The organism is Chitinophaga dinghuensis, from assembly GCF_003259435.1.
Classification (GTDB): domain Bacteria; phylum Bacteroidota; class Bacteroidia; order Chitinophagales; family Chitinophagaceae; genus Chitinophaga; species Chitinophaga dinghuensis.
Window position 1 is genome coordinate 240,921 of sequence record NZ_QLMA01000005.1, and the last position, 12,206, is coordinate 253,126.

The window sequence follows — 12,206 nt, forward strand, 5'->3', positions numbered from 1 at the left end:
GACATTTTTATTTAAATTATCATAGACAAATCGTTTTTACCTCATGACACTTATTGCAAGCACACGTCATAATAATTATCCTTTCCTTATTGGAGATATTCTATTTACTTCAGAGAACGGCAATGCGTACCTATCGCTTCCTACAGCATTGGGGGATATTCAACCGATTATAAAGGAGCTAAAATTTAAACCAGCTGGTTATTGGCAAAAAGTCTACATAATAAAACCAAATCTTGCAATAGGAATGTCTGGACTGGCTATAGAAATGTCGAATCTTTTGAAGGAGCTTCGTTTAAAGTGTAATTATTATGATGACTTAACACTTGAAGATGTAGAAAGAATACTAAATGATTACGACGATACTCTTTTTGCAGAATCAACTTTAATTGCCTGTTACATTGAGAAGAACAAACATGGTAACAGGGTGATGTTATTACCATATCCGAACAACGACCGTTGTATTCAACGGACATCAAATTTATTTAAAACGATTATCTCATGCGGCAGTGGCGCAATAGAATTTTGTAATCAAGCGGCTGTGAAAGCTAATTTTACAACCATGTACCCTGATAGCCCTCTAAGTGCAATCACAGCCAATATTACATTTCTCGCTAGATTATTAGCCGCAGAAATGTCAACTCTACAAACGATCCGTAACTTTTGGGGAGCTGGATTTGAAATGATATATTTTGATGGCAAAGGCTTTAATAAGTTTGAGAACCTTGCTTATGTAATTTTCACAGCATTTTATGATAAAGATATTAAAAGAATAAAACCTGCATTGGTACTACACTATCACTACCACAATGACATTCTGTATTATAGCAGCATTAAAATTGGCGGCTATACTATGACAGAAAATGTAAACGAAATTTTATACACATCCATACAACAAAACTTTTCCTATACCCTTTACCACGTTTTACCACTTGATTTTCATCCTAATGATAAAATTGAGTTAGACAATAAATCATTTACCACAGACAAAATAGCTTGGTGCTATAGTATAACCTCGCAGGATAATTCCATTTTTCTTCCTAGCGCTTATACAGAAGGTGGGGGTATTAAAGTAGAGTTTAATGAAGGAGCCGATTTAGTTATAAGTATGCGGAAGGATTTAGCTGATACGATTAAAAATGAGGCAACCACCGCGCTGGAGGAAATTAGAGAATAGTTCATAGGTATTAGTTGAGTTAATTTTTATAGCTATAATTATTCTGAAATTAGGCTATATTAAATTTATGATTGTACATGAAAAAATGAACTGGTCACCCAGCTGTCGCCTACCGATATAGATGGACATAAGAATTATATAAATTAATATTTTTTATAATTTAAATATATTAATCAAAAGGATTACCTAAAAGTCTTCTCTTAAAACCACATTTAAACACAATTTTGTAAATTGTATTATTATTCCACATCACATTTAATGAGCAATCACCACTTGCAAAATGAGTAATATAAATAGCGATATTCTTTCGGAATTACGAAGGATCGTATTAAACTGTACGGATAAGCGAACATTACTACTTTATAATGCTTTACAGAAAGCAAGAATAAGAAAGACTTTATCCATTTTGTCTGGAATTTTAGCCTTGTTTTCAGCAGGAACGATTACGTCTGTGATCATTAAATACCTAGGAGATGAAATATTACAAATAATTGCGGCATTAACGGCAGCACTATCTGGAACCTTATCTCTAACTTTAGCGATTTATTTTGATGAAGAAAATATTTCTAAATCTTTTGAAGGAGCATCAAAATATTTATCATTAAGGGATAGAGCATATAGGTCATTAATAAATCCTAACAATTCCAATACAGAGCTTTACGATGTTTTAGCGAATTTACACTCAGACTACGCTGAATTGGATGAGCGTTTTTCAAAATACACTAGATATAAGAGGAGGAGATCTAAGGAAGTTCCTTTTAGTTCCGAGCCTGATTTGATGGTCGGGATTTTGAATACTTACGATGGCTTAAGATATAGAAAAATCGCTAAGGCATTGTTTAATGAAGAAAGAAATCTCAATGATCTTATAAATAGATTAAATAGAGAGCATAATTCTTCATCAGATTGAATTCCCTGATGCAACTTTGCCGGTCTGTAGATGAAAGGCATGTACTGGAGCAAAATTGTCCCTTAAAAGCAAAATGATTGAAAATCAAATGCTTGTATTTTTTCCTGTCTCCCAGGATGTCCAATTAATGGAACTTTTATTTTGCAAATTCAAAACAGGCATAAAAACTAATTTAATCCAATCAAGATTACATATATTGCAATACCTATATTTATAATTACTTTATTAAAAATACCCAATGATTAAATCCATTGAAGCCGGCCGCAAAGAAGACGGTAATAGATCCATTGCTGATAAAATTATTAAGCGTTTACACGACCTGGAAAAGACTATTGAAAACAATAAAGGGCGTTGGGCATGGGAACTTTTGCAGAATGCGAAAGATAGTATAGCAGACTATGATAATAGGAAGGTATCAGTACAACTCGAACTATGGGATGACAGGGTAGAATTTCGCCATAATGGACTCCACTTTACCGAACAAGATGTACGAGGGCTTATTAATCAAATATCCTCCAAAGAGATTGAAGAGGATAAACCCACAAAAAAAGTAGGTCGTTTCGGGACCGGCTTCCTTACCACTCATCTGTTATCGAAGGTAATTGACATCAAAGGCGTGGTAGAAACAGTTGATAACGAATTCTATCATTTTGCTTTCCCATTAGACAGGGATGGTTCGATAACTCAACAATTGGTGCCAAAAATAGAAAACGCATGGTCACAGTTCCATACTTCTGTAGAATTGATAGACAAAGCCTACAACGCCTCTTCATATAATACTTGTTTCAGTTATCGGCTTCAAACAGAAAAACAAAAAAATATTGCTAAGAAGGGACTTGATGAATTTTCGATGCTCATTCCTTTTGTGCTGGCCTTTATTTCTGAAATTGAACAAGTCGAGATCAAAAATAATATTACTGGTGATATATTAGTATATAAAAATTCTGAAGAAATTCATGATAATCTTCTGATACCGATTACATGTAATATTAATGGTAAAGGAAGTACAACTTGGATTATTTATGAAAGTAATGAACATGTTGCTATAGCGGGTGAGGTAGAGAAAACCGAATCTGGCTACGACGTCAAACCTATTGAAGGCCTACCTAGGTTATTCTGCGAATTTCCGCTCATTGGTTCTGAGACATTCTACTTTCCGATGATGATTAATAGTTTTCACTTCAGTCCGTTAACCGAAAGAGATGGAATCTGGTTGAAGAATAACAAAGAAGGAACAGACAAAGAGGTCCTCCTCAATCAGGATTTGGTGAAGCAAGCGGTGGAATTGTACAGAAATGTTATTAAAAAGCTGGAAGCGGGTAATTATACTAACTTGTTCAATATTGTAAATACACATACCCCAAATATACCAGACAAGTTTTTTGATGCCACATGGTATGCGGATAAGATACAAAAACCGCTGAGAGAAATCATATTTAATGCTAAGCTGGTTGAGATGGAGGGGCTGAATACGTCAAAAAGAGAACTATCTAAACTATATTTTCCGCTTAAAAGCTATTCGAAGGAAGTCCAAGATAACTTATGGCAATTTCTATACGATATGTTTCCAGTAACAGTTTGCAAAAAGGAGCATTCGGAAAAGTGGTTGCCATACGGTTGGCCAGAATGGAAAAACCTGAATTATGCGACAATAATTGCGACCATAGCCGAGCGAAAGTCGATAAAGGATTTGTCCGGATTATTGAGTAAGACTGAGCAGGAAGCTATTAAATGGCTGAATCAAGTGTGCACAATCGTTTTCAAGGATGAATCAAACGCCGCTCTGTATGAAAAATATTCATTTATTCCAAATCAATATGGCGACTTTAAATTACGGAAGGATCTTTTTATTGATCGGATTGAAGATTATCAATTGGTAAAAATATTACAATTACTAGGCATAGATTGGAAAATTATTCTGCTTAACAAGTATATTACATTTGGAAACTATCATGAAAAATTTGCACAAGACATTGCCACTGCTATCTCTCTTAAATTGAAGCCTCCCTTTACTCACACAAATGAAACCAGAAGTGCTATAACCCTGTTAAGTGAGTGGTTTGAGGAGAACCCAAAACAGGGGATGGATTTATTTGCGGATCTTTATAAACGTAGGGCAGAGACATTCATGAACGTAGTAGAAGATAAAGACAGCTTATATAGAATTATGAGAAGTCGCACAAGTCTAGCTCAGTTATCTGAAGTTGCCACTACGTTTGATGAAGAACCAGAACTACTCCAAAACTGGAGCCAGTTAAAAGAGATATCGAAGTTGATGAGACAGTTTAAAACTGATAGTGTAGAAGAGCTCAAAGAAGTCTTGCTGTTGGCGAAGGGACTAAATGTCCAAAATAAAATTGAACTTACGCAGGAAATACTGGTAGGATTGGGCGTTTCCTCAATGGAAGAATTGGAGCGGGCACTAGAGGACAAGGACTTAGCAGCAATGTTCAACCATACTTCTTGGTCAAATGTTGAAACGTTTCTATTTGTCGAAAAATTGATTGGTAGAGCAATCAATAATGTGATCAGCCATTTAGAGACGCTTGAGGAGTATGATGTTTCAGGTCGTCAGAAGTTGGCTAACACCGCCTTTGGTGGTATTAAGAAAAATGGTGTGGAAATTTCAATTGTAATCAGGCCGTCGGATTATGGGCAGGTTATTGTTTATTATGCTTCAGAGAAGAACTATCTAGATTTCGAAAATGCGGAGTTATGGATTGATAATGGTTTTGATGTGCCTCGACACTTGACATTAGGGAAAATTTTAAAAACAACTGGAATCAGAAAAATACCTGTATGATATGGATTTTATTAAAGAAGTAGATCAACAAATAGGATTGCCCGAAAGTAGTCATTTAGAATACAAAGCTGTTTTGCCACCATCGAAAAATATAGCTATAGAAATAGCTGCCCTAGCAAATAGTGAGGGAGGATTTATTATTCTAGGAATTTCGGATAAAGGTGAGCTGGTCGGATTGACACCTGATCAGCCAGCAAATTCAATTACGCATAAGGCATTAGAGTTGTTGTCTCCCCAGCCCAATGTAATATATCAGTTTGTTCATTCGGCAGGTGTAAGATTATATGCTATTAGAGTGAATAAGTCTTCCGAGGTCGTATACTTGGAAGGAAAGATATTTAAGCGCGACGGTCCACGAACTTTCTTGGAGAATCCACCTATAACCTCGTTCCGAAGTAATGGTTACAAGCGGTTAGCTATATTGAACATAAGCTTGGAGGGTTTTAAGAAAAACGCAACAAACGCCAAGGTCAAGGTGATCGAACACTATCAAAGCGTATTGAAAATTTTTGATGATCTGGGAGGAATATTATATCCACAAGGTCCGAACATAACGACTAACAATGCCGAAGGACAGATTCTTACAAGAATTTTATATTCTTCCTATGTAGATAATTTTGAAACATACCTTTCTGATTTATTGTATGAAATATTCCTAGCAATACCGGCGTCACTAAAATCTCAGCAAACTGTTACTATTGAAGAGGTATTGAATTGCTCGGATATGCAAGAATTTATCAGGTATTGGGCAAAGGAGAAACTCGCAAAGCTTCAGCGAGGCAGCGTTAAAGGTTTCATCGAGGACACCGATCAAATCAGGAGCTTGAAGGTAATTGAAAAAAAAGAGATTAAGGAAATGGAGGATACGTTACAGATTAGACACCTTTATGCCCACAGAAATGGCGTGGTGGACGAAAAATTTATCCGGTATGTTGGAGGTCAGTTTCAATTAAATCAAGTACATACAATGGCAATGGAGGAAATATGCAATAGAATGGAATACTTAATTGAAATTATTAACAAGCTCGATTCAGCGTCTATAAAAAAATATCGTTTAGCCATTAGTAACTAAAGATTGGACCTCAGATCCAATTTTTTATTGTTCTCTGAAAAATGCATTTTGATAATAATGTCAATCGAGTATATGTCAGTGGGATTCTTGTAAGGGAACCAGCTTGATTTTCTTAGAAACAGGTACAACTGTGAATGCTGTTGTTGCACCAATACCAGATGCCCGATTGCCATACAGTCATTTTTTTATAATAAGTTCGGATAAAACAGGGTCATTCATTATCTTGTCCAGTTCAGATGATACAATATCCTGAATATCTTGTTTAATCTGAAGAAAATTATGCTGGACAATATTGTTTTCCAGACTGCGCACCACCGGAAGGTCTTTATACCTCTCCTGCTCCTTTTTCAGGGCAACAGGGTCGTTCAATACCTTGCAGTGAAATACTTTCTGCGGAATTACCTGATCTGGAGTATCCGCTACCAGGCCAACGAACTCACCGGCTGACAGCCCGGAGATAGTTGATGCGGGTACCGCAAAGTCCAGTTGCTGGGAGTGGCTAACCGAAGTATCAGAGCTGTTGACAGAAACACTATTACGATCCTGCATTATCTTTCCTATCCTTTCGCTCATCTGTTTAGCGGTATCCCCGCTAACTTGCCCACAGATGATGTTCCCACATAAATTCATCAATACATCGGCCATCTCACGGGAATAATCTTTTCGTACCTGATCTAGGTTCTGGACTACGATTGTAGTTGCTATAAGATTGGATCTGCCAGTACCCACCAGGGCATCAATGCCGTTAACTGTCAGGGTGGGAAATTCCTCGAAGTTCACAGCACATTTCAGTTTTCCTTTTTTGTTGATCTGTTTTATCAGCCTGTTGATATACAAAGACAGCACTGCACCGTAGACTGCTTGCTTCTGTGGATTGTTCCCCATGCAAAGAATCTGTGGGGCGAGCGGGTTATTGATATCCAGATTGAAGTCATTGCCTGAAAGCACAAAGTACAATTCAGGGGATGACAGCCGGGCCAACGCAATTTTCGCACTGGCGATCTGCCCCTCCAACTGCTCCATAACATCATTTTCAAATGCCGTTATGAACGGACTTATCAAAGGCTGGATTTCACTTTCGTTCGCGCAGCGTAGTATAGTAAAGAGTTTAGAGTATTCAACTTGAATGAGTTCCACGACATGGGGCAATGTACAGTATTTGCCCTGCTGGTATTTTCTAAGATACCAGATAATGGCCGTCAGAAAAATGATTGGAGATTCCACGAAAAAGTCGCCACCGCGCTGAATCCAGCTGCGGTTCAATCCCAAAAGAATTGTCCTCGCACTTTCGCCGGCATCTGTGATGTCTGTCATTCCTCCGGGTTCCAAAGGATTACATCTACCAGAGCGGGTCAGGTCTTCAAAAAGAATCGCATTGAATTGGGGAACTAGCTTATATCTGTGCTTGTATTTTAGAAAATGGTTATAGGCAATAAGCGCCAGGTCCGGGTACTTCCAATCATGTAAAAACATGCAATAGCCCTTCTCTATCTGTTGTTTAATGATATTCTCCAGAATGTACCAAGTTTTTCCGCTCCCCGGCTGGCCGGCCAGAAATAGCCCCCTGGCTGGGTTAACCAGATTTATATAACACCTCCGGGTTTGCTTTTTTAGTCTATATGTAGCAGGTAGATTTACAGAAAACTCATTTGTGAGCAGGCGCTCTTCCTGGGGAAAGGTTTGGCCTTCCTGATTGAAAATATCCCTGCGGTTAATCTTTAGTTTCAGAACACGGGATAGTAAGGTGCCACCGGTAAGTACCAGGATATAGCCAGTTCCGGTTGCTGCTATGTATATAATAGTGCGCTGCTCACCATCACCCGGAATCAAAAGACAATAATAGCTGGCGAAATAGAACACCAAACCTGAAACTATATAGGTCAGTGCAGTTCTATACTGTATTTTCTCATCCTTCCTCCCCTGGGCTCCCAGCAATGTAATACCGAGGAATCCCAACGCAATTAGTTTGGATTTATGGAAATAAGAAAAGAGCCCGGATTTGGCAATATTCTCCAGTAGCCGATCCGTAATATCTGCTGTAAGCTGCCAGGCATGGAACCCTGCATAGCAGTAGTAGTAAAAGTGAATTATCAGTACGGATATACTGATCAATCGGGTCATGTCCAGGATTTTCCGTAATCCCTGGTCGTTTTCTCCTGTGCGCATTTTTCACTCCCTCCATTTCTCGCTACACTTGCGCGTGAGCGTCTAATCGTTGTCTGATGGGCGTTTCCGCCTTTTTCTCTTTCGTCGTTGCTCCGGTGTCTGAAAACTGTATTCAGGTTGGACTAGATGTTCAATAATTCCGGAGGCCGTGGGTGCTAAACCTCCTGTTACAGCGGTTGGTGGTGTGGATAGCTGGTTTTGCTGCAATGAGACTGTCAATGCAGTATCATCTGATTTCACGTGATTGCCGGTAGTAAGTATATAAGGTTTTAACACCGGTGTCTGACCGGCAGGTGCTTGTATGCTGATAGTACAGCGTTGCTGTAGCGCAGAGGCACTGTACTGCTTACCCAGGGTACTGCCATTGAATACACATTTTGTTTTATGGTCTATGAAGGTGACGCTGTATAGTTGGCCGGTAGCATTCTGCCTCCTGACAGTAGAAATACCGTCTTTTTCAAGGGATACAATCAGTTGGGATACAGACAGCTGGCGTTGCCCAGCAAGTATCCAATCTATTGTAGTTTTTATCCTTTGGGCATGAGGCGCCTTCAAGGCCTGGTTTTCATGGAATCGCCCTTCCAGATAAGCCAGTGTGGGTTTACTATAAATGGAGCTGGCTTTAACGGGAACGCCTACTTTATTGCCTCTTTCATCAAGAATGCGATATACCAGCCCACCCTTCTGATAAATTCGGGAATCCTCTTTACCTCTGTCGGCAGCAACATTATAGAGCCGGAGGATAGCATTCAGTTCCGGTAGGGAGCTATATTTATAAGATTTGAGGACTGCATCCAGTACATTGATGATGCTCCGTTTAGTCTCACCTTTACCATAGATAACCTTTTGTGCGTTTACGGAATGAACATCTTTTAATAGTTCTTTCTGGTCTTCCGCGCGCACAAGCCCGTACTGTTCCTGGATGGCCTTCCGTGCTGGTTCTGATTTGTACTTGCCAATATTATGCAGCCGGATTGGCGTACCATCAGCCTTGATAGAAGTAGTAACAATATGAATATGCGGGTGCCCGGCGTCAAAATGCTCATATATCAGGAAAGGCTGCTCGGAAAAACCAATACGTTTCATATAGTCTTCTGCGATAGTGACCAGCTTTTCCGGTGAGAATTTCTCCGTAGGATGAAAGTTCAAGGAAATATGCAGATTCTTAGTTTTTACCGTCTCATTGAGGGCATGCAGGTGCTGAAACCGTTCCAGCTTGTCATAAAAATTCATGTCCTCCTTATCCTGGAGAAAGTTGCTGACATGTATTAGTGTAGCACAACCTTCTTTGACCTTGTTTTCATTGTAGTTGAGCACACGGTAGATACTATCAGGGAATTTTATTTTTGCGACCATTGCTGATAGATTTGGTTCATTCGCTGATTGATCTCTGCTACCTTTTGTAGTAGCTCTTGTTGCTGCCTCTCGTTAGAGATAATCCAGGCAAGATATTCCGGTTGTTCCCGCAGAGTATGCAGCTTTTTAACAGCCTGGTTATAATTATTACCGATGGCGCTCAATTCATTTTTCAATGTGATTAGTTCTGCCAAAAGGTCATCCACGGAGCTGTTGCGGAGCTTTACAGTAACCGGCTTTTGAAGTAAAACAGCCCGGACGTACTGGCTTAACTTGCGGCATGTGGTGGTCTTATATAGCTGGAAAATCTGCTTATACTCTTCCGGCTTCACCCGTATGCTGATCCATTTTCTTTCCTTCGTATCCATAAGTATCCCTTTTCTTGTCTTCAAAAAATTCCGAGTTCCGAGGAATTTGAGATATACCGCTGCCGACTTCGGAGGCGAGCGGCGAGATCCGTTGTGCAACAACGGTACATCTCGCCGGGTACCATCAATGGTACACTGATCCGCCTTCCGGAAGTATTAGAAGCCTTCTGGTCGGAGTATCCGCTGTCCGATGGAGATATGGAAATATCCTGTCTGAAGTAAGGTATCCGATGGCTATGCCGTCATCAAGGGCGGACAGCCAGGAAGAGCGTAAATGCCTACGGCAGAAAATATAGATTACGAAATTTAGGTGCAGCCTCCCCTGGTATTGCAAGGCTGAAAAATTGACAGCCGAACTTCCACCATGCCGGGCTATGCGGGGAACAGATAGCTTTTTACTGATCATCATACAACACTATTTTCAAAATTCACCAATCAGGTTCTTTTCTTGCAAAACTAATGTAGCACAATGTTACAGCGATTACCTGTGTCAATTTAATACAGGATACGTATGTTCATTTGAGTTAGTTTTACATCATAGTTACTCACCTTAAATGAAATGTGATGGATGGAAATGTGTATACCTTCAATGAAGCTATAGCTGCCGGATGCGAGCCACGGGATTATCTGTTTGATACAGCGCATCTGCCTGTCGGAACTGTTCACGCGTTCCTGGACTTCAAAATCTGGACAAAAAGCGGTACCGGTATCACCTGTTTTTTCCGGGAAGGAAAAACAGATAGAAGATTCAGGCTAACGGTTTTTCGCAGGAAGGACAAAGATTCCTATACGCTGGATGATAACGGAATCGATTTCAGAATCTCCCCGCTGAATGTTCTATACCAACTTATATCAGATAAGAACAGTAATGGCAACATAGTGCTGAGGCAAGCAGATATAATAAATACTGCACGGTAATAACGTATAAGTCTGGAGCCATTGGCTTCCGGGAATAATTGGTTTTCGTAGTTTCAGTTATAGTTGTGAAGTATCCGGGTATTCCTGCCCGGATTTATCCTTATTCCAACAGACCCCAGTCTTCCTGGATATACACCTTTCAAAATATCTACAACGGCCTGTCCCGGAGGGCAGGCCGTTTTTTTGAGCAAAAATGAGCCATCCTATCTTATAGGAATCAGTATAGAAAAGGAACAGCGGGGAGGTATGCTCCCCGCTGTGATGATCAGTTTAGAATTAATCCTTCCGCGCCTTTGCCAGCAAAGGACTGACAGAGATTAAAAGCGGATTGTGTGCGCAGCTGTGCTGTACCGTTCATGATGGAATTTAGTTTTAACTCCTGTGTTTTAAAAGTACGTACGTTCTGAAAATAGCCGCTAACGGCATTGTAAGCACCAAAGAGAGTGCCACGTGTAGTGTCTGTTTGCTGGGTGCTATCACTCATTGCATATTCGTACACCTTTTCCACGATATTTGTAAAAGCGGTGGAAAGTTCGTCTACTTTACCGGTGGTGATATTCTGCAAAACCTCTTTATTGGGCACCATCGCCAGCTGGATCAATTTTTTAACTTCCGGGTCCGTGATCCTCACCTTTGCCCATTGGTTGAAAATATCCTCCATCTGTACAGATAATTTATTAGCAAGGCCCATTACTTTGTGGGCCTGCGTCAGCCGGTCCTTTGCGTTGGTCGTGTGGCGAATTTTCACACTATTGGAATGGTTGCGCATGGCGGCATTAAGAGTGTTGTTACAAACAATCCGGATCGGTGTAAAGGCGGCGGTAATACTGCCCATACCGTTATGGCTGGTGGTCAGGAAAAGATATTGTTCTATCAGATCATCATTACCCACCCGGATATAAGAAGGGAGTTTAGCGGTGATAAATATACGTTCTCCCTGCCCCAACGCCCCGGCAGTTTCATAAAAGATACCGTCACCATCTACAATAGAATCAAAAAAAGTAAAAGCATCAACGTTTTGTACGACTTCATACTCCCGACCTACAACACCTAATACGGTTTCGTTATCTGTGCGCACGGTGGCGTAGTAGTTCGGAACATCTATTTCCGGGATGATGATATTTCCTTCGTGGGCGTCTTCCTTTTGACTGTTGGCGAAATTTTCGTTATCATATGTAAACAGTGGACGTTTTTCTACTGTATAGTCCAGCCCTGCAAATTTTATAGCTTCTTCGCTGGTAGGGTAGTTTTCTACAATCTGACCCAAACCATGCCACGCTTTTTCCTGTACAGAAAAGAAACTATGTTTACCTGTTTGTTCGTTGAAAAAGATATTATGTGCCATAAGATAACCCGCTTTTGATTTATAGGCCGCAGATGGGAAGCTGCGGTAAAATGTGATTGAAAATTTTTTAAGCAAAGAGGTATCCGTCCGGCAT

10 protein-coding genes are annotated in these 12,206 nt (G+C 40.0%); 6 read left to right on the plus strand and 4 right to left on the minus strand.

Annotation, left to right across the window (positions count from 1 at the left end; all coding sequences use genetic code 11):
- Positions 1-43: 43 nt before the first annotated feature.
- From CLV59_RS16210 to CLV59_RS16225, 4 genes are all read left to right on the plus strand, one after another.
- Positions 44-1,174: a hypothetical protein gene (locus CLV59_RS16210; protein WP_111593107.1), complete on the plus strand. Its 1,131-nt coding sequence runs from the start codon at positions 44-46 to the stop codon at positions 1,172-1,174.
- Positions 1,175-1,454: 280 nt separating this feature from the next.
- A complete protein-coding gene (locus tag CLV59_RS16215) occupies positions 1,455-2,084 on the plus strand; it encodes a hypothetical protein (RefSeq protein ID WP_111593108.1) in 630 nt (209 codons plus the stop codon).
- 238 nt (positions 2,085-2,322) lie between these two features.
- The gene (locus CLV59_RS16220; RefSeq protein ID WP_111593109.1) at positions 2,323-4,887 is read left to right on the plus strand and encodes a sacsin N-terminal ATP-binding-like domain-containing protein; all 2,565 of its coding nucleotides are present in this window, start codon (positions 2,323-2,325) and stop codon (positions 4,885-4,887) included.
- A gap of 1 nt (position 4,888) precedes the next feature.
- Positions 4,889-5,959: an AlbA family DNA-binding domain-containing protein gene (locus tag CLV59_RS16225; protein WP_111593110.1), complete on the plus strand. Its 1,071-nt coding sequence runs from the start codon at positions 4,889-4,891 to the stop codon at positions 5,957-5,959.
- Between the two features lie 177 nt (positions 5,960-6,136).
- On the opposite strand, the gene mobC is transcribed toward CLV59_RS16225, so the two are convergent.
- From mobC to CLV59_RS16240, 3 genes are read right to left on the minus strand one after another with little or no spacing between them, the layout of a single operon-like run.
- Positions 6,137-8,125, minus strand: a complete 1,989-nt coding sequence (mobC, locus tag CLV59_RS16230; RefSeq protein WP_111593111.1) for a conjugal transfer protein MobC — start codon at positions 8,123-8,125, stop codon at positions 6,137-6,139.
- Between the two features lie 42 nt (positions 8,126-8,167).
- Positions 8,168-9,481, minus strand: a complete 1,314-nt coding sequence (locus tag CLV59_RS16235; protein ID WP_111593112.1) for a relaxase/mobilization nuclease domain-containing protein — start codon at positions 9,479-9,481, stop codon at positions 8,168-8,170.
- Positions 9,466-9,849, minus strand: coding sequence for a plasmid mobilization protein (locus tag CLV59_RS16240; RefSeq protein ID WP_111593113.1), 384 nt, complete (start codon positions 9,847-9,849; stop codon positions 9,466-9,468). The genes CLV59_RS16235 and CLV59_RS16240 overlap by 16 nt, the downstream gene beginning before the upstream one ends.
- Positions 9,850-9,942: 93 nt before the next feature.
- On the opposite strand from CLV59_RS16240, the gene CLV59_RS29315 reads away from it, so the two are divergent.
- Both CLV59_RS29315 and CLV59_RS16245 read left to right on the plus strand, forming a co-directional pair.
- Positions 9,943-10,071 carry a hypothetical protein gene (locus tag CLV59_RS29315; RefSeq protein WP_262511901.1) on the plus strand — a complete coding sequence of 43 codons (129 nt, stop codon included), beginning with the start codon at positions 9,943-9,945 and terminating at the stop codon, positions 10,069-10,071.
- Between the two features lie 342 nt (positions 10,072-10,413).
- Positions 10,414-10,767, plus strand: coding sequence for a hypothetical protein (locus tag CLV59_RS16245; RefSeq protein ID WP_111593114.1), 354 nt, complete (start codon positions 10,414-10,416; stop codon positions 10,765-10,767).
- A 265-nt stretch (positions 10,768-11,032) separates the two neighbouring features.
- Here the strand turns inward: CLV59_RS16245 and CLV59_RS16250 are convergent, their stop codons facing one another.
- On the minus strand, positions 11,033-12,112 hold the full coding sequence (locus CLV59_RS16250) for a DUF932 domain-containing protein (protein WP_111593115.1): 1,080 nt from the start codon (positions 12,110-12,112) through the stop codon (positions 11,033-11,035).
- Positions 12,113-12,206: the final 94 nt, after the last annotated feature.

Bases quoted from the DNA above. Each gene is read 5' to 3' on its own strand.
- CLV59_RS16210 (WP_111593107.1), top strand. From the start codon at position 44: ATGACACTTATTGCAAGCACACGTCATAATAATTATCCTTTCCTTATT.
- CLV59_RS16215 (WP_111593108.1), top strand. From the start codon at position 1,455: ATGAGTAATATAAATAGCGATATTCTTTCGGAATTACGAAGGATCGTA.
- CLV59_RS16220 (WP_111593109.1), top strand. From the start codon at position 2,323: ATGATTAAATCCATTGAAGCCGGCCGCAAAGAAGACGGTAATAGATCC.
- CLV59_RS16225 (WP_111593110.1), top strand. From the start codon at position 4,889: ATGGATTTTATTAAAGAAGTAGATCAACAAATAGGATTGCCCGAAAGT.
- mobC (WP_111593111.1), bottom strand. From the start codon at position 8,125: ATGCGCACAGGAGAAAACGACCAGGGATTACGGAAAATCCTGGACATG.
- CLV59_RS16235 (WP_111593112.1), bottom strand. From the start codon at position 9,481: ATGGTCGCAAAAATAAAATTCCCTGATAGTATCTACCGTGTGCTCAAC.
- CLV59_RS16240 (WP_111593113.1), bottom strand. From the start codon at position 9,849: ATGGATACGAAGGAAAGAAAATGGATCAGCATACGGGTGAAGCCGGAA.
- CLV59_RS16245 (WP_111593114.1), top strand. From the start codon at position 10,414: ATGGATGGAAATGTGTATACCTTCAATGAAGCTATAGCTGCCGGATGC.
- CLV59_RS16250 (WP_111593115.1), bottom strand. From the start codon at position 12,112: ATGGCACATAATATCTTTTTCAACGAACAAACAGGTAAACATAGTTTC.